The sequence below is a fragment of the Streptomyces sp. NPDC045967 genome, assembly GCF_056430495.1.
On record NZ_JBWKLE010000002.1, the window covers coordinates 511,323 to 535,317 of the forward strand.

The following is a 23,995-nucleotide window of genomic DNA, read 5'->3' on the forward strand; positions in this document are numbered from 1 at the left end:
AACGGCTGGCGGACTCGGGTGACGTGATCCGCAGCGACTACGGCCTGTACGACGAACGGGGCACCCTGCTCGCCGAGTTCGGCGCGCTCACCTGCAAACGCATCCGCCGCCCGGACCTGATCACCCGCCTCCTCGACGAGCCGACGGCCGGCCACGCCGCGGCGCGTCCCGCTGCCGGCCCCGTGGCGCGTCGCGCCACCGACCCCGCTGCGGACCGCACCGGCGACCCCGCCGCCGTGTACACGGCGCACGTGCGCCGCCTGGTCGGCGACGCCCTCGGTCTGGACCCGGCCGAGGTCGGCACCGGTACGGGCTTCTACGAACTCGGCCTGGACTCCGCCGACCTGGTACGCATCAGCGGTCTTCTGGAGGAGGCGGTGGGCAGCCCCCTCTACCCCACCCTCCTCTTCGAGTTCACCGACATCGACAGCCTGGCCGCCCACCTCGCCGCGGCCCACCCGCGGGCGGCAGCAGCCATCCCCACTGCCGCCCCCGCACCCGACTCCCTCGCCGTCGCCGCCCCCGGCCCGACGGCCGCCGTGTCGGCGCCGGCCGCCGAGCCCTCCGGGCACGGCGCGGGGGAAGCCGACGGGTACGCCCCCTCCGCCACCGCCCTGTTCCGGCCGCGGTGGTACCCGACTCCGACCACCACCGCCGGCACCGGGCCGGACGGTGACCTCGTACTCTTCGCCCCGGACGGTGAACCCGCCGGTCTGGAAGCCGCGTTGGCGGCGCTCGCGGCGCAGGGCTCCACGGTCGTCCGGGTCGGGCCCGGGCCGGTGTTCGAACGGACCGGAGGCACCGGCTACCGTCTCGACGCGGCCGATCCCGCGCACCTGGGCCTGCTCTGGTCGGCGCTCGACGCCCGGGGTGTCCGCCCGGCAGCCGTGGTGGTACCGGCCGCGCCGGCCGGCGCCTGCGGCCCGGACGTGCCGGCCCGGACCGTGCTGCGCCTGGCGAGGTCCCTGCCGGCGCGCCCGGCGGACGCACCGGCGCCGCCACCGGCGATCCTCTTCGTCCACCCCGCCCCGGACGGCGGGGGCGCCCCGGAGCACCTGGCCGTCGGCGCACTCGCCCGGTCCGTCACGGCCGAGGCGCCCGCACTGGTCTGCCGGGCGGTCGGGGTCGACCGCTGGACGGCGGACGCCGTCGCGGCGGCCGTCCGCACGGAGCTCGCCGCGGGCGCGGACGGCCCGCAGTCCCGGCACCTCGCGGGCCGCCGGGAACGGCGCGGCCTGGCGCCCCACCCCGCCCAGGCAATCGGCCCGTTGCCAGGGACGGCGACGGAGACGGGGAGGGGAACGGCCCTCAAACGACACGGCGTCTACGTGGTGACCGGCGGGGGCGGAGCCCTCGCGAACGTCCTCGCGGGCCACCTCGCCGAGCGCTACGCCGCGCGCATTGTGCTGATCGGCCGCCGGCCGGCGGATCCCGAACTGGCCGCCCGGATCGACGGCTGGTACGCCCTCGGCGCCGAGGCCGCGTACCTGACGGCCGACGTCACCCGCCCGGCCGACGTGGAAGCGGCGCTCGCCCTGGCCCGCGAACGGTTCGGGCCGCTCGACGGCGTCTTCCACGCCGCCGGGGTCACCGCGGACTCCCTGTTCCGCACCAAGGCGGACGACGCGCCGACGGCCGTGGTCCTGCCGAAGGCCCTCGGCGCCGTGCACCTCGACCGCGCCACCGCCGGGGACCCGCTCGACCTGTTCGTGCTGTACTCCTCGCTCTCCGCCTCCCAGCCCACCCCCGGTCAGAGCGACTACGCCTTCGCCAACGCCTGGCTGGAGCACTTCGCCGAGGCCCGCGCCGCCCGCGCCGACGCTCCCGGCCGCACGCACGCCATCGGCTGGCCGATGTGGGCCGAGGGCGGCATGCGGCTCAGCCCGGCCGGGGTCGAGCACTCCCGCCGGACCCGGGGGACCTGGCCCATGCCCAGCACCGACGGGCTGGAGCTGCTGGAGCGGGTACTGGCCGGTCCCGAGGGCGTGTCGGTGGCGGTGTACGGAGCCCCCGACCGCATCGCCCGCCCCTTCCCGCCCGCGGACACGGCCCCGCAGACGGAGACGGAGACGGGCACGGGCACGGACACGGCCCCGGACACGAGCACCGAGACGGGCTCGGTCCCGAGCACCACCGCGGCTCCCCGCACCGCCCGCCGCCCGGTCGCAACCGCCACCCCCCTCCCCGCCCCCGTCCCCGACCAGGACCCGCAGGCCGACGCCGTAGCGGTCATCGGCCTCGCCGGGGCGTACCCGCAGGCCCCTGACCTCGAAGTCTTCTGGCGCAACCTCGCCGAAGGCAGGGACAGCATCACCCCCGTCCCGGCGGAACGCTGGGACCACAGCGGCTACTTCGCCCCCGAACGGGGCCTGCCCGGCTCCACGTACAGCCGATGGGGCGGCTTCCTCGACGGCGTGGACCTCTTCGACCGCGAGTTCTTCGGCATCTCCCGCCGCGACGCCGAGCGGATGGACCCGCAGGAGCGCCTCTTCCTCACCACCTGCTGGCGCGCCCTGGAGGACGCCGGCCGTCCGGCACCTACCCTCGCGGGCGAGACGGTCGGTGTCTTCGCCGGCGTCATGTGGAACCACTACCAGCTCTTCCAGGACCAGGGCGTGGCTCCGACCGCCATGCACGCGGCCGTCCCCAACCGGGTCTCCTACGCCTTCGGCCTGACCGGCCCGAGCATGGCCGTGGACACCGCCTGCTCGTCCTCGCTGACCGCCGTCCACCTCGCGGTGGAGAGCCTGCGCCGGGGAGAGAGCAGCCTGGCCCTGGCGGGCGGAGTGAACGTCACCGTCCATCCGCAGAAGTACCTCCAGCTCGCCCAGGGGCAGTTCCTCTCCGACGACGGCCGCTGCCGGAGCTTCGGAGCCGGCGCCACCGGCTACGTGCCGGGCGAGGGCGTGGGCGCGGTGCTCCTCAAACCACTGCGCCGGGCCCTCGCTGACGGCGACCACATCCACGGGGTCATCCGGGCGTCGGCCGTCAACCACAGCGGGCGCACCAGCGGCTTCACCGTCCCGAGCCCCGACTCGCAGGCGGCGCTGATCCGTACGGCACTGGACCGCTCCGGGGTCGACCCGCGGACGATCGGTTACGTCGAAGCGCACGGCACCGGCACCTCGCTGGGCGACCCGGTGGAGATCGAAGGGCTCCGGCAGGCGTTCGCCGGAACCGGTGCGGCGGCGGACGGCTGCGCCGTCGGATCGGTCAAGTCCAACATCGGGCACCTGGAGAGCGCCGCCGGGATCGCCGGCCTGACCAAGGTGCTGCTGCAACTGCGGCACGGCCGGCTCGTCCCCTCGTTGCACTCCGGTGAGCTCAACCCGCACCTGGACCTGACCGGTTCGCCGCTGCGCGTCCAGCGCCGCTGCGAGGAGTGGGTCCGCCCGGCCGACGGCTCGCCCCGGCGGGCCGGGATCAGCGCCTTCGGTGCCGGGGGCGCGGGCGCGCACCTGGTGGTGGAGGAGTACGGACACGTCCGGCGGCCGGCGCGCGACACGGACGGCCCGCTGCTGTTCGTCCTCTCGGCGCCGGGCGAGGCCGCACTGCGGGAGTACGCGCGTTCCGTACGGGCCCACCTCGATGCCGGGCCCGGCGGCCCGGGACCGGACGGCGCGGACCGCACCGGGGCGCTCGTCCGGCTGGCCGCCGGACTGCTCGGGGTCAGGGAGGACCAGGTCGACCCCGACGCCTGGCTGGGCGACCTCGGGCTGGACCCCTCCAGCCTGCTGGAGCTGGCACGGCGGATCGGCGAGGAACTGGCCTTCGAGGTACCACCGGACGTCCTCGCGCCCGACGGCTCGCTGCGCCGGATCGCGAAGCTGGCCGCGGCCGTCGGCCCGGCCGCGGGGAGCGGGCCCGACCCGGCCGATCTCGCCCACACCTTGCAGGTCGGCCGTACCGCACGGCCGTACCGGCTGGCCGTGGTCGCGGACGGCGGGGGCAACGCGCTCGACCGGCTCCGGGAAGCACTCGACGCCTTCCTGGCGGGGGGCGCCCCGGAGAGCGCCGGATACGTCACGGGCGGACCGGCCGAGCGGGCAACAGCCGGTGGGGCCGGGGTGGTCGACGCAGCCGGGCGCCCTTCCGCGGAGGAGTGCGCGACGTTGTTCCGCGAGGGCCGGCTCAGGGAGCTGGCCGCCGCCTGGGTGGCGGGCGCGGAGGTGCGCTGGCAGGAACTGCACGGGGTGCGCGGGCGGGACGGCGGGCCCACGGGGCGGCGGATCCCGCTGCCCACGCACCCGCTCTCCGAGGAGCGGTGCTGGCTCGGACAGTGGCGGGGCGGGCCTTCGGGGCCGGTCGCCGCCGAGGACGGCGGGGGAGAGGCGGACCGGGTGCGGGGTACGGGGAGCGGCGCGGAGCCCGAGGGCGGTGCGGAGCCGGTGACGGGTGCGGAGCCGGCGAGCGGGTCCGACCGGGCGGCGCCCGGGCGGTACGCGGCGCAGCGGAAGGCGGCGCCGCTCCCCGAGGACGGGCCGGCGGTCGAACTGCGCGTCCTGGACCCGGGCATCGCGCTGGTCGTCATGCGGACCGGCAGCAACATGTTCACCGAGGAGACCGTCCGCGGCCTGGAAGCCGCCTTCGCCGAGCTGAGCGCGGACGGGAACGTCAAGGCGGTGGTCCTGACGGGCGCGGGGCCCGCGTTCAGCATGGGCGGCACTCCGGAGGCGCTCGAGCAACTCGCGGGGGGCTTGGGCAGTTTCACCGACGTGCCCTTCCTCTACGAGGGGCTGCTGTCCTGCGACCGGCCGGTGATCGCGGCGCTGTCCGGGCACGCGTCCGGGGGCGGGCTGATGTTCGGCCTGCACGCCGACATGGTCCTCATGGCGCGCGAGGGGATGTACGCGGCGAGCTTCCTGAAGTACGGGTTCACGCCCGGCATGGGTGCGACGTACGTCCTGGAGCGCAGGTTCGGGCGGTCACTGGCGACCGAGATGTTCTACACCGGCCGGCCGTTCAGCGGCGCGGAACTGGAGCGGCGCGGTGCGCAGGTCACGTTCCTGCCGCGCGAGGAGGTGCTGACGGCCGCCCTCGACCTGGCCCGTACGATCGCGTCCCGGCCGGCCCTGCCGGTCCGGGCCCTGAAGCGGGAACTGGCCGACCGCACGCTGGGCGAACTGCACGCCGTGGTCGCCCGGGAGGCGGACCTGCACCGGGTGGTCCTCGGCCAGGACTCGGTGACGCGGGTCCACGAGCACACGGCGAAGCTCGACGCGTACGCCCGTCCGACGCCCGGCAGCCCGCCCCTTTCCCCGGCCGCGGCACCGGTTCCGGATGCGGCTGCCGCCGCGGACCCGGTTCCGGCCGTGGTTCCGGCGGCGGCCCCGGCTCCGGTTCCGGCCGTGGTCCCGGCTTCCGCCGGGGCCCCGCCGGTCGGCCCGTCGGCAGAGGGCGGGCCGGCGCGGGCGGGTGATGGGGGGCCGGACCGGGACGCCGTCATCGGCGTCGTGATGGAAACCCTGTGCGGCCACCTGTACCTCGAGCGGAACGAGATCGACCCCCAGCTCACCTTCAGCGAGATGGGCGTCGACTCGCTCGGTGCGGTGGAGATCGTCCGCGATCTCAATCAGCACTTCGGTCTCGACCTCGACTCGGTGGCGGTCTACGACCACCCGACCCTCGACCGCCTGGCGGCCTTCGTCGACGCGGAATCCGCCCGCGCCCGCTCCCTCCACGCCGCCGCCGTCCTGCCGTACGCCGCACCCGCACCCGCACCCGCACCCGCCGCCGCGCCCCCACCCGCACCCGCAGCCGCGCCCGCGCCCGCCGACGAGGCTCCAGCCGGCACGCCCGCCGACGCCACGGCTGCGCCCGCGGGTCCGCAGACCCCGGTCGGCCGGGCCGGGGACGGGCCATCCCCGGCCCGGCCGGCCGGCTCACCACCGCCGCTCGCGATCCGGCCCGCCGGGCCGGGTGGGGCGCAGGAGGGCCCCCGGGCCCACGGCGGCCCCGGGCCGGTGACCCTCGCCCCGGTCCGCCCGGCCGCCGCGCCCGAACCCGCGGCGACCGCCACGGGCGACATCGCCGTCATCGGCCTGTCCGGCCGCTTCCCCGACGCGCCCGACCTGTCCGCCTTCTGGTCCAACCTGCTCGCCGGCCGCAGCAGCGTCCGCGAAGTCCCCCCCGAGCGCTGGGACATCGCCGAGCACTACGACCCCGACCGCCGCGCCGAAGGCCGTACCTACAGCAAGTGGGCCGCGCTGCTCGACGACGTGGACCTGTTCGACGCCGCGTTCTTCCACCTCTCGCCCATGGAAGCCGAGCAGATGGACCCGCAGCAGCGCCTCTTCCTCCAGGAGGCGTGGTCGGCCCTGGAGGACGCGGGCTACGCGGTGCCCGGGCCCGAGCGGGCGAGCTGCGGGGTGTTCGTCGGCTCCGGTGCGGGGGACTATTTGCGGCTGCTGGAGGCGAACGGCCAGGACGGCACCGGCCAGGCGTTCCTCGGCAACTCCCCGTCGATCCTGGCCGCCAGGATCGCCTACCACCTCAACCTCGGCGGCCCGGCCGTCGCGATCGACACGGCCTGCTCCTCCTCGCTGGTGGCCGTGCACGAGGCCGTCTCCGCCCTCCGGGCCGGCGAGTGCGAGACGGCCGTCGCCGGCGGCGTCGCGGTGATGCTGACCCCCCGGATGCACGTCTGGACCAGCAGCACGGGCATGCTGTCGCCCACCGGCCGCTGCGCGCCCTTCGACGCCTCCGCCGACGGCATCGTGCTCGGCGAGGGCGTCGGCGCGGTGGTGCTCAAGCCGCTGGACCGCGCGCTGGCCGACGGCGACACCGTGTACGCGGTGATCAAGGCCACGGGAACCAACAGCGACGGCCGGACCAACGGCATCACCGCGCCCAGCGCCGACTCCCAGGCGGCCCTGCTGGCGGACGTCTACCAGCGGGCCGGGCTCAGCCCGGACGAGGTCGGCTACGTCGAGGCGCACGGCACCGGGACGGTGCTGGGGGACCCGATCGAGGTGAAGGCGCTCACCCAGGTGTTCGGCGACCGGCAGGGCGCGGCGGGCGCCTGCCACCTGGGCTCGGTCAAGTCCAACATCGGGCACACCACGCTGGCTTCGGGCATCGCCGGCTTCCTCAAGGTGGTGCTCGGTCTGCGCGCCGCGCAGATCCCCCCGTCGCTGAACTTCACCACGCCCAACCCCAAGATCGACTTCGATGGGGGTCCGTTCCGGGTCGCCACCGCTCCGACGCCCTGGCAGCCCGGACCGTCCGGCCTGCGGGTGGGGGCCGTGAGCAGCTTCGGGTTCAGCGGGACCAACGCGCACGTGGTGCTGGCCGAGGCCCCGCCGCGCGCCGAGTCCCTCCCCGCGCCCGCCGAGGAGGCCGTCGTACTGCCCCTCTCGGCCCGTACGGCCGTCGCACTGAACCACCGCGTGCGGCAACTGGCCGGCCGGCTGACGGACCGGCACGACCTGGGGGACACCGCCCGGACGCTCGCGGTGTCCCGCGCGCACTTCCCCGTGCGGGCCGCCTTCGTGGTGCGGAGCGTCACCGAACTGCGCGCACAGGCCGAGGAGTTCCTCACCGGGGGCCGGCCGGCCACGGACCGTCACGGCGAGCGGCTGCGGCAGCTCGCCGAGGACTACCTGGCGGGCCGCGAGGTCGACTGGGCCGCCGCGCACGCGGGCCGCCGGCGCCGCACCGTCCCCCTGCCCACCTACCCGTTCGCCCGCACCCGCCACTGGGCCGCGGCCCCCGCACCGGCGACCCCGGTCGCGTCCGAGGAGTCCGCCGCCCGGGCACCGGCAGCCGCGCCACCGGGCGAAGCGCCCGCCGCACCGGCCCCCGCACCGGCGCCCGACCACCCGCTGCTCGTCTGCCGCCCGAGCTGGTACGAGGACTCCGCGCCCGGCGGCCGGACCGCCCCCGGGGGCGAGGGCCGAAGGGTCGCGCTCGCCTTCGCCGAAGGGGACGGCCCGCTCGCCGACGCCCTCGCCGGCCTGCACGCCCACGACGAGGTGGTCCGCATCCCGTTGGGCGGAGCGACCCCGGCCCCCGGCCCGTTCGACGTGCTCTACGTCCTCGCCGGCCGCGCGGGCGCCGTACCGGAACTCGCCGACACCGCACCCACCGGCGACCCGGTCACCCTGACGGTCTTCTACCTGCTCAAGCAACTGCTCCGGTTCGGGCAGGCGGCCCGCCCGCTCACGGCGACCTTCGTCGTGCACGGCGTCCTGCCGGTCACCGGGGAGGACCGGCCGCGGTCCCACGGCGCCGGCCTGGTCGGCCTGTCCCGGACGGTGGCGGCCGAGCACCCGCTCTGGCGGGTGGACTGCGTGGACATCGACCCGGAGGCCGCCGCGACCGACCCGGCCCGCGCCGCCCGCCGGATCGCCGCCGAGGACGGCAGCCACCCGGTGGTGGCCCTGCGCGGCGAGCGCCGGTACCTGCGCCGCTTCGAGCCCGTCACGGAGCGGCGGCCCGACGGTCCCGCCCTGCGTGACGGCGGCGTGTACCTGGTCATCGGCGGGTCGGGCGGCCTGGGGCGGGCGGTGAGCGAACGCCTGGCGGCCGTACACGGCGCCCGGCTGGTGTGGCTCGGCCGCAGGCCGGGCGACGACCCGGCCGTGCGCGCCGGAACGGACGCGATCGTCCGGCTCGGCGGGCAGGTCCGCTACGTCCGCGGAGATGTCACCGATCCCGGCGCGGTCCGGGCCGCGGTGGCCCAGGCCCGGCAGGTCTTCGGAGCCCTGCACGGCGTGCTGCACGCCGCCGGCGAGCTGCGCGACGTACCGCTCGCCCGGATGACGGAGGCGGACTTCACGCGCGTGCTCGCCGCGAAGGCGGTCGGCACCGAGGTGCTCCTCGACGCGCTCGCGGACGAGCGTCCCGACTTCTGCGTCCTGTTCTCCTCCGCCGCCTCCTTCGTCGCCTCGCCCGGACAGGCCAACTACGCGGCGGCCGCGACCCTGGAGGACGCCCACGCCTGGCAGGCCCGGGGGCGCCGCGCCTTCCCGGTGTCGGTGGTGAACTGGGGCTTCTGGGGAACCGTCGGCGCGGTGACCGACGAGCGCTACCACCGCTCGTTCGCCGGCCTCGGCGTCGGCTCGATCGACCCGGCGGAGGGCGTCGAGGCGCTGCGGACGGTGCTCTCCAGCGGCGCCGGGCAGGTCCTGGTCATCAAGGCCGACCCGGCCCGCCTGGCCGAGCACGGCATGCCGCTCACCACCGCTCCGGCGCCGCCCGGACCCGCCACCACGTCCGCCACGTTCGCCACCTCCGCCACGTTCGCCACCTCCGCCACCTCCGCCACCTCCGCCACATCTGCCATGTCCGCCACCTCCGGCACGTCCGTCGAGTCCCCCGCGCACGCCCCGACCGGCCCCGTCGCCGTGTCCGTCGCCGTGTCCGGCGCGGCGTCCGACGCTGCCTCCGCGGCCGCGCCGGACGCGGACCTCGAGCGCCGGGCCCGTGACTACCTCAAGCGCGTCTTCGCCGGACTCCTCAAGTGCGGCGAGGACGAACTCACCGACCGGGAGACGCTGGAGAACTTCGGGGTCGACTCGCTCCTCGGGGCGGAGATCGTCGAACTGCTCTCCGCGGACCTGGGAGAGCTCCCCGCGACCCTCCTCTTCGAGCACGCGACGATCGAGCGGCTCGCCGCCCACCTCCTCGAGGTCCGGGGGGAACGCCTCACCGCCGTCCTCACGCAGCCGGAAGCCTCCCCGCAGCCCCCGGCGGCCCCGGAGGCGGCCGCGGCGCCCCGACAGCCCCAGGCGTCCCCGAAGCCCCCGGCGATGCCCGACGCCGGTCCCGACACCGCGCCCCCGCCCGCGGAGGCCCGCGGCACCCGGCCGCCGAACCCCCCGACCCCATCGGCCGCCCCGGCGCCGTACCCCGCGGGCTCCGGCGGCAGCCGGCCCCCCGCCGACCGATCCGACATCGCCGTCGTCGGCGTCACCGGCCGCTACCCCGGTGCGCCCGACCTCGACGCCTTCGCCCGCAACCTCGCCGCGGGCGTCAACTCCGTGACCGAGGTGCCGGCGGACCGCTGGGACCTGCACGCGTACTTCGATCCCCGGCGCGGCCGGCCGAACCGCAGCTACGGCAAGTGGGCGGGCTTCCTCGACGGCATCGACGGATTCGACCCCGGGCTCTTCGGCATCCTGCCGCGCGAAGCGGCCGCCATCGACCCCCAGGAGCGGCTGTTCCTGGAAACCTGCTGGAACCTCCTGGAGGAGACCGGCTATCTCGGCGAGCACACCAGGGTGCCGGAGACCGGCGTCTTCGCCGGCCTGATGTACGGCTCGTACGGCCAGCTCGCCGCGGCCTCCGGCTGGCCGCGGGGCGAGTTCGGGACCGCGCACTCGGCGTACTGGTCGGTGGCCAACCGGGCCAGCTACGTCTTCGACCTGACCGGGCCGAGCTTCGCCGTCGACTCGGCGTGCTCGTCCTCGCTCACCGCCGTCCACCTGGCCTGCGAGAGCCTGCGCCGGGGAGAGTGCCGCATGGCCATCGCGGGCGGGGTCAACCTCATCCTGCACGCGGCGCACCTGGTGGCCCTGTCCACCCGCGGCATGCTGGCGAGCGGCGACGCCTGCCGCACCTTCGACGCGGACGCGGACGGCTACGTCCCCGGCGAGGGCGTGGGCGCCGTCCTGCTGAAGCCGCTGGCACAGGCGCGGGCCGACGGCGACCGGATCTGGGCCGTCATCAAGGCGAGCCGTGCCAACGCGGGCGGCAAGACCAGCGGATACACGGTGCCCAACCCCAACGCCCAGGCCGCGCTGGTGGCCCGGACGCTGGAGGAAGCCGGGGTCGACCCGAGCGCCGTCGGTTACGTGGAGGCCCACGGCACCGGCACCGCCCTGGGCGACCCGATCGAGGTCGCGGCGCTCACGAAGGCGTTCGGCGCGGCCCGGGGTCACCGACAGGGCCCGGAGCGTTCCGTACCGCCGGCGGTGATCGGATCGGTGAAGGCCAACATCGGCCACCTGGAAGGCGCGGCCGGCATCGCGGGTCTGACCAAGGTCCTGCTCCAGCTCAGAGACGGCACGTTGTATCCGAGCGCCAACCTGGACCGCGTCAATCCGAAGATCGACTTCGCCGGCTCGCCGTTCCGTCCGCTGACGCGGGCGGTCCCGTGGCCGCGGCCTGAGCCGGACGCCGAGGGGCGGGCCGCGTCCCCGCGCACGGCGGGCGTCAGTTCGTTCGGCGCGGGCGGAGCCAATGTCCACCTGGTGCTGGAGGAGTACGTGGGGGCCGGCGCCGACGGTGACGCGGGCGCCCCGGCGGACACCGGGGCCGCAGCCGAGGGCCACGCCGAGGTGTTCCTGCTGTCCGCCCGGACGAAGGAGCGGCTGACCGTGCTCGCCGGGCGGGTCGCGGAGTACCTGGACGAGCGGGCCGGCGCGGCCGGCGCCGCGGGCCCGTCACTGCGTTCGCTCGCCTGGACCAGCCAGACCGGGCGCCGCGAGCACGCCGAGCGGCTGTCCGTGGTGGCCGGAAGCCTCTCCGGCCTCGCCGAGGCGCTGCGGTCCTTCGCCGAGGGGCGGCAGGCCCCCGGCGTCCACAGCGGGACCGCCGCCCGTACCGGCGTGCCCCGCTGGTCGGGCGAGGACCGGCTGGAGGCGGCCCGGGCCTGGCCGGCCGGTGCGGTCGTGGACTGGCCGCGCCTGTGGTCCGGCCCCCGGCCGCGCCGCGCCGCCTTCCCGACGTACCCCTTCGACCGCGCCCGCTACTGGCTCACCGAGCCGGAGGCCGGACCGTACGCCCCGCAGGACACCGGGCGCGACGGCGAGCAACACAGCGCGCCCGACGGTGAGCGCCACACCGGACGCGATGGCGAGCAGCACGGCGCACGCGGCGGTGAGCACCACGTCGGACGGGTCAGCGTGCCGGTTTCGCCGCCCGGTCCGCCGGACCAAGGCCCGGCCCCGGCCACCGCCCCGGCCCCGGCCCCCGCGGCGGAGGCGGATCCGGCCCTGGTCCGGTTCGCCCGTCCGGCCTGGGAAAGCGCGTCGGTGCCGGCGGCCGAGCCCGGTGCTCCCGGGCCGCGCCTGGCCGTGGTCGTCGCCGAGGAGCCGGGCCTGGCCGAGGCCCTGGCCGAGCGGCTCGCCGCAGCCGGAGTGCGGTCCGTCCTCCTGACCCGGGCCGCGGACTTCGCCCGTACCGAGGACGGCGGCTACCGGCTGGCGCCCGCGGACCGCGGCCAGTGCACGCGCCTGGTCGCGGACCTCGCCGCCCGCGGCCTCGAACCCGACGCGGTGGTCTTCTGCGCCCCGGAGACCCCGGCCGGGCAGGGCGCCGACGACCTGCCCGGCAGCCTCGACCGGGGATTCCACTCGCTGGTCGGTCTCACCACCGCCCTGCTCGCCCGGCCCGGCTCCCCGAGGGACCTGCGGGTGGTGTACGCATTCACCGCCCCGACCCCCTCCTCGCGCCCCTACGACGCGGCGGTCGGCGCCGCGCTGCGCAGCCTGACGCTGGAGCACAGCCGCCTGGGTGCCGTCCGCGTCGCCTTCGAGGGGGCCGACGCGGTGACCCCGCCGCGCGACCGGGCCGCCCGGCTGGTCGCGGAGTTGGCCGGGTGCCGGCCGGGGGCTGCCGCCGAGGTCCGCCACCGCACCGGGGAGCGGCAGGTCAGAGTGCTGCTGGACTTCGCCCCGCCGGCCTCCGCCGAGCTGCGGCCGAGGCCCGACGGCGTCTACCTGATCACCGGCGGGGCCGGTCCGCTCGGCCTGCACACCGCACGCCACCTGACCTCACGTGCAAGGGTGACGGTCCTCCTGGTCGGCCGCTCCCCGCTCGACGCACGGCGGCAGGAGCTGGTGGCGGAGCTGGACCGGGGACCCGGCACCGTCAGGTACCTGACCGCCGACATCACGGATCCCGGCGGGACACACCGGCTGGTCACCGACGCCGTGGCGCGGTACGGCCCGCTGCGCGGTGTCGTGCACGCGGCCGGAGTCACGCGCGACTCCCGCGCGGTGGCCAAGAGCCGGGCGGACCTCGATGCCGTGCTGGCTCCCAAGACGGCCGGGGTGCTCGCGCTCGACGAGGCGACGGCCGACCAGCCGCTGGACTTCTTCGTCCTCTACTCCTCCGTGGTCGCCTACAGCGGAAACCCCGGCCAGGTCGACTACGCCTACGCCAACGCCTTCCTGGACGAGTTCGCCGAGCAGCGGGCCCAACGGCACGCGGCCGGCCTGCGCGCCGGGCGCACCGTCTCCATCGCCTGGCCGCTCTGGGAGGAGGGCGGCATGAGCGTCGACGCCGCCACCCGCGAACTCCTCGCGCGGCGGTGGGACATGGCGCCGATGAGCACCACCAACGGGCTGCGGGCGCTCGACCTGGCCGCGGGGGGCGAGGAGGTACGCGTCACGGTCGTGCAGCGCCCGGCCCGGCGGGCCGAGCCGCCCGCCGCGCCCGCGAGCCCGGCCGCCGCCGCGCCGCCGATGGCCGACGTGGAGCACGAACTGCGGGCGATGGCAGCCGCGTTCCTGCTGGTCGCTCCGGAGGAAGTCGATCTGGACGCCCAGCTGCTGGAACTCGGCTTCGACTCCATCACGCTGACCGAACTGATCAACCAGGTGAACGAGTTCTACGGGCTGGACCTGCTGCCGACCGTGCTCTTCGAATGCCCCGACCTGGCGTCGTTCGCCGCCCACCTGGGCCGCCACCACTGCGCCGAAGTGTCGTCGCGGCACCGGCCCGCGGCCGGGTCCGACCGGACCGCTGACCCGCACTCGGACCCGGACCCGGAGCCGGAACCGGACCCAGAGCCGAGATCAGAGCTCGAGGCCGCGTCGGATCCGGAGCCGAAGCCCGAGCCGAAGCCCGAGCCGGCATCGGCACCACTTGAAGCACCCGCACCCGCGCCCGTGGTGTCGGCCGCCGCGACCGTCCCCCGGCCGTTCGCGGTCGCGGTGGTCGGCAGGGCGGCGGTGATGCCCGGTTCCGCCGATGCCGCCGAGTTCTGGGACCACCTCCTGGCCGGGCACGACCTGGTGACGGGGGTGCCGCAGAACCGTACGGACCTCGCCGCGGCCCCCGGCGCCGCCGCGTTCCGGGGCGGCTTCCTGGCCGACGTCAGCCGGTTCGACGCCCGCTTCTTCGGCATCGCACCGCGCGAGGCGGCCCTGATGGACCCCCAGCAGCGGCTGTTCCTGGAAACCGCCTGGCGGGCCGTCTGGGACGCGGGCCACCGCCCCGCCGACCTCGCCGGTACGGCGACGGGCCTGTTCGCCGGCGTCTCCACCTCCGACTACGCCGACCTGCTCGGCAGGGACGGCGTCCCGGTCGAGGCGCACAGCGCGAGCGGTGTCGCGCACGCCATCCTGGCCAACCGGGTCTCCTACCTGATGGACCTGCGCGGTCCGAGCGAGTCCGTGGACACCGCCTGCTCGAGTTCCCTGGTGGCGATCCACCGCGCGGTCGGCGCACTGGCGGCGGGGGAGTGCGAGCAGGCCCTGGTGGGCGGCGTCAACGTGCTGCTCAGCCCGGCCCTGTTCCAGTCCTTCCAGCAGTCCGGCATGCTCAGCGCGGACGGCCGCTGCAAGACCTTCGACGCGGACGCGGACGGCTACGTCCGGGGCGAGGGGTGCGCGGTGCTCCTGCTCAAGCCGCTGGACCGCGCGCTCGCCGACGGGGACCACGTCCACGGGGTGGTCACCGGAACGGCGGTCGGCCACGGCGGCCGCGCCGCCTCGCTGACCGCGCCCAACCCCGAGGCGCAGGCGCGGGTGCTGGTACGGGCGCACCGCGCGGCCGGTACCGACCCGGACCTGCTGTCCTACCTGGAGGCGCACGGCACCGGCACGAGCCTCGGCGACCCGGTGGAGATCGAGGGCGTCAAGCAGGCCCTGGCGACCCTGTACGCCGACCGGGGCCGGGAGATGCCCGACCGGCCGCACATCGCGATCGGATCGGTGAAGACCAACATCGGCCACCTGGAGGCGGCGGCGGGTATCGCCGGGGTGCTCAAGGTACTGCTCGCCATGGAACACGGCCGGCTCCCGCGGCACCTGCACCTCGACCGGCTCAACCCGCACATCCGGCTGGCCGGCACACCGCTGCGCATCGTCGACGGGCCGGCCCGGTGGGACGGGCTGCCCGGTCCGGACGGCGTACCGGTCAGGCGGGCGGGGGTCAGCTCGTTCGGTTTCGGCGGCACCAACGCCCACGTGGTGCTGGAGTCCCACCCGCCCGAGCCCGCCGCCGCGGACGACGGCAGCCCGCGGCTCGTGGTGCTGTCGGCGCCGTCCGCCGCGCAACTGGAGGCGTACGCACGTCTGATGGCCGAACACGTCGAGCAGCGGGAGCCGCTCCTCGCGGCGGTCGCCCGTACGGTGCAGACCGGACGCGAGGAGTGGCCCGAGCGCCTCGCGCTCGTGGTGCGGGACCGCGCCGAACTGGTGCGCGCACTGCGCGCGGCATCCGCGGGCGGCTGCCCGCCCGGGGCGTACCGCGGAACCGCCCGTCGGGGAACCCCGGCCTGGCAGGACCACGCGGACGTGGACGGGCTGGCCCGGGCCTGGACCGAGGGCGCCGCGGTCGACTGGAGCCGTCTGTGGGCCGGGCCGCTGCCGCGCCGCACCCCGCTGCCCGCCGTTCCCTTCGCCGGTACCCGCCACTGGTTCGCACCCGGCGACGCACCGCAACCGAGCCTGGAGGCCACCATCGACGCGTCACCGTCCTCAAGCCCCCCGCCGTCCCGGGAACGGGTGAAGCTGGCCCCGCTGGGCGGACCCGCCGCCCCGGCCGAACCGACCGCCCCGACGCGCCGGCCGGCCCCGGCCGTGGCCCCACCGCCGACCCCCGCCGTCGAACCGGCGCCCGACATCCAGCCGGCGTCCGCCGTCGCTCCCGCCGGAGCCGATGCCCCGCTGGAGGAGGTCCGCCGCACCGTCACCTCGCTGCTCTCCGACATCCTCGGGACGCCGGAGGAAGAGCTGCCGGGCGATCAGCCCTTCGGGGAGCTGGGGCTGGACTCGATCTTCCGGATGGACCTGGTCCGGCTGCTGAACGAGGCATACGGTCTGGACCTCAAGGCCGTGGAGCTCTACGAGCAGGACTCGGTCGACCGGCTGAGCGCCTGTGTGGCCGCCGCGCTCGGCGACCGCCCGGCGGCGGCCGGGGGCCGGCCGGCCCCCGTACCCACGCGGCTGCCGGACCGGGAGCCCCGCGAGGAACCGCCGCTCGTCCGCGCGGACGAGCCGTCGGCCTCCCGTCCCCCCCGCACGGCACGGCAGCTCGCCCGCTTCATCGAGGCCACGGCCGAGCGGCCGGTGGAGGCCGGGACGGACTTCGCCGACCAGGGCTTCACCTCCTTCGACATGCTGAGGGTCGTCGCCGCCCTGGAACGGCGGTTCGGGCCGCAGCGCAAGTCGCTGCTGTTCGACCACCCCACGGTGGAGGCGCTGGCGGACCACCTGTCCGCGGCGCACGGCGCCGACGGGGTGGAGTCGCTGGCCGGTCCCGCATCCGCACCGGCATCCGCGCCCGCCCCCGACCTGGCTGCCGTGCCGCCCGTGGCCGGTGCACCCGCCGCCGGTCCCACCGTGGTGCGCAAGCGCGACCTGGCCGGCCGGCCGGAGATCGCCGCGGTGATCGCGGAACTCGACCGGCGGCACGCCAAGGAGGGCGGTCTGCCCGGCCGGGACATCGCTCCGCTGGTCTTCCTCGGTGCGGCCCGCAGCGCCTACTTCAACTTCTCCCAGCGGGACGGTTCCCTCCTGGCCTGGAGCTACGTCGGCTCGGAGGCCGACCTGCCGCTGCTCACCGCCGAGTACACCGAGCACGCGGAACGCCACGGCCTGAAGCCCAACCTGCTCTCCATGATCCGTCTCGAGGAGGCCGGCGGGCGCCCCTTCTCCGCCACACCCTTCGGTGTGGTCCAGCGGATGGAGGCGATAGCGGAGTTCGGTCTCTCCGGCCCTCGGATGCGGCGGCTGCGCTACATGGTGCAGCGCTTCGAGCGGATGCCCGGAGCCGAGGTGTCCGAGTACCGCGTCGGTTCGGATCCCGCCACCGACGGCGCCATCGCCGGGCTCATCGACGGGTGGTGCGCCACCAAGGACATGGTCAACCCGTACGTGTTCACGGTGCGCGACGAGATCAGCCGCGGACTGCTCGCGGAGCGCCACCGGATGTTCCTGACGTACGCGGCGAACGAACTGCGCAGCGCCGTCATCGTCACCCGCATCCCGTCCGAGAACGCGTACTTGCTCGATCTGGAGTTCTACTCCGACCAGACGCCCATGGGGGGGCTCGAGTTCACCATCGTGCGCATCGTGCAGCTGCTCGCCGCCGAGGGCGTGACCATGTTCAGCTTCGGGGCGAGCCTGGGTGTGCGGCTGTGCGCCTCGGAGAACGCCGACCCGGTGGCCGAGCGGGCGCTGGCGGAACTGCGGTCCACCGGGGTGTTCACCGGTGAAGGCAACTTCCGCTTCAAGAACAAGTTCCGGCCCGTGAACCTGCCGGTCTACCTGTGCCGGCCGTCCGAGGGGGAACCGACCGATGTCGGGGAGCTCATCTTGATGATCGCCAACCCGGAGGTGTCCGCGGCCCGGCCCGCGACCGCTGCCCCGGCCCTCCGCCGGCCGGCCCCGCGGCCACCCCGTCCGGCCGCAGCCCCGGTCCCGGCCGCAGCCCCGGTTCCGGTCACGGCGGCCCCGGCCCCGGTCACGAGGCCCGAGCCCGTCGCGGAGCCCCTCCGGGACGCCCCCGGCGCCCGGGCCGTCTCCGTCCGGGAGCGACGACTGGCGGCGCACGGGTACAACCCGCTGCTGCTGACCTCCGGCGAGGCCGACTTCGACCTGGTCACCGACTCGTGGACCGAGCTCGACACCGCCTACGTCGGCGAGGGCCTGGCCACCCTGCGCACGCGGGCCGAGGCCCGCCCCGGACCGGCCGACGACCTGGCCGACCTGCTGCCCTTCCGGTACGTGGTACCCACCCTGCGCGGCCGCACCGCCGAGGCGCTGCTCTGCCGGGCCTGGCCCGGCCGCCGGGGGCTCGTGGTACAGAACGAGCTCTTCCCCACCTGGGCGCTGAACCAGGTGGAGCACGGTTTCACACCGCTGGTGGTCCGCACGGCCGCAGCGGCCGCAGCCCAGCCGTTCCGCGCGGACCTCGACACGGAGGACCTCGACCGCGCGCTCGCCGAGCACCCCGGCAAGGTCTCCTTCGTCTGCGTCGAGACCAGCACCAACGCACTGGGCGGGCTCCCGCTGTCGCTGGCGAACCTGCGCCGGGTCCGGGCCGTGGCGGACGCCCACGGGGTGCCGCTCGTCCTGGACGCCACCCGGTTGCTGGAGAACGCCGCCTTCGTCGCCGAGCACGAGGAGGGCGAGCGGGGCCGCAAGGTGTGGGAGGTCGCCGAGGAGATCCTCGCCCTCGCCACCGCCGTCACCCTCGGCCTGTCCAAGGACCACGGCATCGACCTCGGCGGGATCGTGGCCACCGACGACGCCGTGCTGGCCGGCCTGCTGCACGAGGACGTCATGCGGCGCGGCCGGGAGCCGGGCGTCGCCCAGCGCCGGCTGATCGCCGCCGCCCTCGCCGACCGGGAGCGCTCCGCCGCGCTGGTCGCCGGGCGGATGGAGGCGGTCCGGGTCCTGCGGCGGGTCCTCGCCGACGCCGGACTGCCGGTGCGGGAGGCCGGCGGCCACTGCGTGCTGCTCGAAGCGGCCCGGCTGCCCGGAGCCGCGGGATCCGCCCACCCGGTGGCCGACCAACTGGCCTGGATCTACCGCCACACCGGGGTCCGGGCCGCGCCGCACCTCGCCACCGGACCGGACGCCGCCGCCCTGATCCGGCTGGCCGTACCGGTCGGCCTCGGGACCGAGCGGGCCGCGGAGGCCGGCCGACGGCTGGCCGCCCTGTACCGCGACGGCGCCCCGGCACCGGAACTCGTACCGGCCGACGCGCGGAGCGCAGCCGAGCACCCGGCGACCGCTGTCTACCATCCCGCCGCCGCCATCCCCGCCGACGTACGGGCCGCCATGGACGAGGGCCACCAGCCGCTGAACGAGAACCTCGCCGTCCTGCGCGAGCACCAGCCGGCCGTCCGCAGGCACCTGGTCCAGCTCAGCGAGGGCGACGTGGAGGTGTTCACCGCCGGCGAGGGCAGCCCCCTGGTCCTGCTGCACCCCTTCAACATCGGCGCGGGATTCTTCGGCCCGCAGTTCGCCGGACTGGCCGACCGCCACCGGGTGATCTCCGTCCACCACTCGGGCGTCGGAGCGACGACGGCCGCCGCCGACCTCTCCGTGGAGGGCCTGGCCGACCTGCTGCGCCGTACGCTCGACGCGCTGGACGTGCGGGGACCCGTCCACCTCGGCGGCGCCTCCTTCGGGGCGCTGCCGGCGATGTCCTTCGCGCTGCGCCACCCGCGCGAGGTCGCCTCGCTGACGCTGATCGGAGGGTCCTACAAGGTCGGCAACCGGCAGGGCGAGATGAACCGGCTCGCCCTCGTCGCCCGGGAGGACTTCGACCGCCTGCTCGTCGAGCCCGGCACCGAGCCGATCGCCGCACACCGGCAGCGGTACGAGGAGCTGCTGCTGCGCTGCGAGAGCCTGAACGCCCAGATCGGCCTGCGCTACCTGGACGAGTTCGACGCCTCACCGAACCTGCTGCCCCGGCTGGCCGGACTGGCCGTGCCGTCGCTCGTCGTGCACGGCAGGCACGACACGGTGGTCCCGCTGAAGACGGGCCACCTGCTGCACGGCACGCTCCCCGACGTCCGCTACCGCGAGTTCGAGGACGCGGGCCACTTCCCCAGCCTCACCGCCGCCGGGCGCTTCAACGAGGTGCTCGAGGAGTTCCTGACCGCGGTCGACGCCGTCGACGCGGCCGGCCGACCGGAGGACACCCGATGACGCCCGCCCCGACTCCGGCGGCGACGCCCACCGCCGCGACCGAGGCCACCCGGCCCGCCCCACCGGCGGCGAGCCCTGCCGTCCAGGTCCTCGACGCCGGCACCGTCCGGCGCCGGGTGACCGTCTCACCCGCCATGTGCGGCCACAACTCGCTGTTCCTCGGCCAGATCGGCGACTGGACCTGGGAGACGGTGACGGCCCTGAGCGGCACCGACGTCCTCGCGGCCAAGAACGCCGAGGGCGACCCCGCCTACCTCGCCTTCTTCTACTACCGGGTGCGCGGCAGCCGGGAGTTCCACCTGCGCAGCCCCGGCTTCGGCGACGAACTGGACGTGCTGTCCCGCTCCTTCGACTTCGGCAGCGAGTCGGTGCTGACCGTCCACCGGATCTCCTCGACCGCCGCAGCCGACTCCCCGCCCGAGCCCTGGGACCCGGCCGCCTTCCACCGCGGTCCCGCCCCCGGCTGCCTGCACGTGGAGAACTTCAACCGCTGGGTCAGCCGGCGCGACGCCGACAGCAACCGGGGCCTGGTACCCGCCTCGCCGCCGGACTTCCACCACACCCGCCTGCCGGCCCTGCCCGAGGAGTACTCGCCGCGTCCGGTCTACGGCCGCGCCCGGTCCCTGCTCACCTTCTGCGAGGACCCGGCGGGGGAGTACCGCACCGTCGCCGAGGGCTTCACCACCCGGTACGGCATCGACATCACCCGCGACCTGAACGGGGTCGGACTCGTCTACTTCGCGTCTTACTTCTCCATCGTCGAGCAGGCCGCGCTGCGGCAGTGGCGCCGACTGGGCCGCGGCGACCGGGCGTTCCTGCGCCGGCGCGTCATCGACCAGCAGCTGTGCTACGTCAAGAACGCCGAGCTCGACAGCGAGTTCGAGATCGGTGTCACCGTCCGGGCGGCGCGGGCCGACGCCGGTGAGGAGATCGTCGACGTGGTGGTGCGCGACGCGCACAGCGCGGACCTGATAGCCGTCGGCACCCAGCGGGTGCTGTGGGACCCCGAGGAGGCACGGTGACGAGCGTGGAGGACGGCGTGGACGGCGTGGACGGCGGCCGGCACGACCCGGGCGGCCCGTACGGACCGCACGGCGGCGCCGGGCGCGCGACGGACGGGGTCGCGCGGGCCCGGGCCGAGCAGGCGCTGCGCGAGGTGATCCGCGGCATCCTGCCGGCCCTGCCGCTGGAGGAGATCACCGGGGACAAGCACCTGAGGGACCTGGGCGCCGACTCGGTGGACCGCGTCGAGATCATCCTGGGCGTCACCCGGCGCCTGGGCATCGACGAACCGATGTCGAACTTCAGCGCCGTCCCGGACATCGCCCACCTCATCGACCACCTGAGCCGGCGGGGGCGGTCGCTGTGATCGGGATCGAAGCGCTCAACGTGTACGCCGGCCTGGCCGGCATAGCCCTCCCCGCGCTCTTCGAGGGCAGGGGCCTGGACCCCGCCCGGCTCGGCAACCTGATGATGGAGCGCCGTTCGGTCGGGCTGCCGTTCGAGGATCCGGTGACCAACGCCGTCAACAGCGCCAAGGCGATCGTCGACGCGCTGGATCCACGGGAACGCGCCCGCATCGAACTGCTCGTCACCTCCACCGAGTCCGGCGTGGACTACAGCAAGTCGGTGGCGTCCTACGTCCACGAGTACCTCGGCCTGTCCCGCACCTGCCGGGTGCTGGAGGCCAAGCAGGCGTGCTACGCGGCGACCGGTGCGGTGCAGCTGGCCGCCGGCTACCTGGCCTCCGGCCGCTCGCCGGGGGCCAAGGCGCTGGTCATCGCCACCGACGTGGCCGTGGTGGACGAGTACGCCGAGTACGCGGAGGCCGCCACCGGCCACGGCGCGGCGGCCGTCCTGCTCGGTGACGACCCCCGGATCATGGCCATCGACCCGGGAGCCTACGGCCTGTACAGCTACGAGACCCTGGACTCCGCCCGGCCGCTGCCCACCCTCGACATCGCCGACGCCGACCGCTCCCTCTTCGCGTACCTCGACTGCCTCGCCCACAGCTTCGCCGACTACGCCGACCGGGTGGAGGGCGCCGACTTCGCGGCCACCTTCGACCGGCTGGTGATGCACACCCCGTTCGCGGGACTGGTCCGGGCCGGCCACCGCAAGATGATGCGCGAACACGGCGAGGCCGGACCCGCCGCGATCGAGGCCGACTTCACCCGCCGCGTCGCGCCCTCGCTGGCCTACCCCCGGGTGGTCGGCAACCTCTGCTCCGGCTCCCTCTACCTCGCGCTCGCCTCCACCATCGACACCTCCCCCTGCGACCGCCCCGAGCGGGTCGGACTGTTCGCCTACGGGTCCGGCTGCGCCTCCGAGTTCCTGAGCGGGGTGATCACCCCCGGTTCCGGCCGGGTGCTCGGCGCACTGGGCATCGGCGAGCGGCTGGCCGCCCGCCGCGACATCGGCTTCGACGAGTACACCCGGCTGCTGAAGGAGACCCGGGCCTGCCTCGTCCCCGAACGCGAGCGCCGCGTCCGGCCCGAGGACTGGTCCGACTACCTGGACCACGCCGACCGGGCGCACGAACTGCTCGTGCTCACCGGCGTCGACGACTACCACCGGCGCTACGCGTGGCGCTGACCCGCACCCCGAGAGGACACTGATGGACGAGAACGGCGCGTACGACGCGTACACGGTCCTGGACACCCTGCGGCGCCACATCGTCGCGGTCGTCCCCGAGGTCGACCCCGCCGACGTCACCCGGCACGTCTCGATGGCCGACCTGGGCTGCAACAGCATCGACCGCGCCGAGGTGGTCACCCTCACCCTGGAGGAACTGCGCCTGGACGTGCCGGTGGCCGAGTTGCAGGGCCTGCCTGACCTCGGGGCCCTGGTGGACCTGATGCGGGCCCACCGCCGGTGAGCGCCGCCGCGTCCGTGGTCGTCACGGGCCTGGGAGTGCACACCGCGGTCGCGGCCGGCGCGGACGCCTTCGAGCAGGCCCTGCGGGCGGGACGCAGCGGGATCACCCGGCGGGCGGCGGCGGGTCCGCACGAGCAGTCCGTCTCGGCCGACCTCGCGGACTTCGGGCTGCGCGAGGCCCTGGACGCCGTCCCCGACCTGCCCGCCGCACTGCGGGCCGGGGCCGTGCGCACCGCGGGCCGGGCTCCGTTCGGGGTGCAGGTCGCGCTGGCCACCGCCGTGCAGGCGCATCTCCAGGCCGGCCTCGGCGCCGAGGCCGGCCCGGCTCCCGGCCGTACCGGACTGGTGGTGGCCGGGCACAACCTGACCACCGGGTACGCCGAACGCCTGCACCCGAAGCTCGCGGCCAGCGGCGCGTACGTACCGGCCCGGGCGGCCCTGCACCTGCTCGACACCGACCATCTCGGGATCCTCAGCCAGGTCCTGGGCATCACCGGCGAGGGCTGCACGGTCGGCGGCGCCTCCGCCAGCGGCAACGTCGGGATCATCACGGCGGCCCGGCTGATCGCCCTCGGTGCGGTGGACGCCTGCCTGGTGGTCGGTGGCCTCGCCGACCTCTCGGCGCTGGAGCGGCAGGCGCTGGCGAACCTGGGCGCGATGTCCCCGGGCCCGGCGGGACTGGCGCCGGGGGAGGTCTGCCGCCCGTTCGACCAGGACCGCTCGGGGTTCGTCCCGGGCCAGGGCTGCGGGGCACTGGTGCTGGAGGCCGAGGAGTCGGCCCGCGCCCGCGGCGCGCCCGTCCTGGCCCGGATCGCGGGCTACGGGCTCGCCCTGGACGCCAACAGCCAGGCCGACCCGGACGAGCGGGGCGAGTGCCAGGTCATGGCGGCGGCGCTGCGGATGGCCGGCGTACCGCCGGAGGCGGTGGGGTATGTCAACGCCCACGGCACCGGCTCCGCGCTCGGCGACCGCACCGAGGCGGCCGCGCTCCGGCGGGTCTTCGGCGGCCGGCCCGACGGTCCGTGGATCAACGCCACCAAGGCGCTCACCGGGCACTGCCTCTACGCGGCCGGCGTGGTGGAGGCGGTGGCGACCGTCCTGCAGCTGCGCGGCGGCTTCGTCCACCCCAACGTCAACCTGCACCGGCCGATCGACCCGGCCCTGCGGTTCGTCGGCCGGACGGCCCGGCCGGCGGACTTCTCGTACGCGCTCTCGAACGGCTTCGGCTTCGGGGGCATCGACACCAGCATCCTGCTGGCCGCGTGAGCGGGCCGGCCGAG

General features: G+C 75.7%; 6 protein-coding genes (1 of these 6 running past the window's edge). All 6 read left to right on the forward strand.

Features of this window, described 5'->3' with window-relative positions:
• Tightly spaced (at most 22 nt apart), the 6 genes in view from AC07FY_RS05900 to AC07FY_RS05925 form a layout consistent with a single transcriptional unit that may run on beyond the window.
• Nucleotides 1-19,838: the 3' portion of an SDR family NAD(P)-dependent oxidoreductase gene (locus AC07FY_RS05900; RefSeq protein WP_479000979.1), read on the forward strand. The gene continues 727 nt to the left of window position 1, outside the view; 19,838 of the gene's 20,565 nt are visible here — the last part of the coding sequence; its start codon lies beyond the left edge, outside the window; it ends in the stop codon at nt 19,836-19,838.
• Nucleotides 19,835-20,860 (forward strand): LnmK family bifunctional acyltransferase/decarboxylase, encoded by a 1,026-nt coding sequence (locus AC07FY_RS05905; RefSeq protein ID WP_479000982.1) that lies wholly within the window; start codon nt 19,835-19,837, stop codon nt 20,858-20,860. The genes AC07FY_RS05900 and AC07FY_RS05905 overlap by 4 nt, the downstream gene beginning before the upstream one ends.
• Complete coding sequence (locus AC07FY_RS05910) at nt 20,857-21,207, forward strand: acyl carrier protein (RefSeq protein ID WP_479000985.1); 351 nt, start codon at nt 20,857-20,859, stop codon at nt 21,205-21,207. Before AC07FY_RS05905 ends, AC07FY_RS05910 begins: the two co-directional genes overlap by 4 nt.
• On the forward strand, nt 21,204-22,433 hold the full coding sequence (locus AC07FY_RS05915; protein WP_479000988.1) for a hydroxymethylglutaryl-CoA synthase family protein: 1,230 nt from the start codon (nt 21,204-21,206) through the stop codon (nt 22,431-22,433). The genes AC07FY_RS05910 and AC07FY_RS05915 overlap by 4 nt, the downstream gene beginning before the upstream one ends.
• A 22-nt stretch (nt 22,434-22,455) precedes the next feature.
• A complete protein-coding gene (locus AC07FY_RS05920) occupies nt 22,456-22,716 on the forward strand; it encodes a phosphopantetheine-binding protein (protein ID WP_479000990.1) in 261 nt (86 codons plus the stop codon).
• On the forward strand, nt 22,713-23,981 hold the full coding sequence (locus tag AC07FY_RS05925) for a beta-ketoacyl synthase N-terminal-like domain-containing protein (protein WP_479000993.1): 1,269 nt from the start codon (nt 22,713-22,715) through the stop codon (nt 23,979-23,981). Before AC07FY_RS05920 ends, AC07FY_RS05925 begins: the two co-directional genes overlap by 4 nt.
• Nucleotides 23,982-23,995 lie beyond the last annotated feature (14 nt).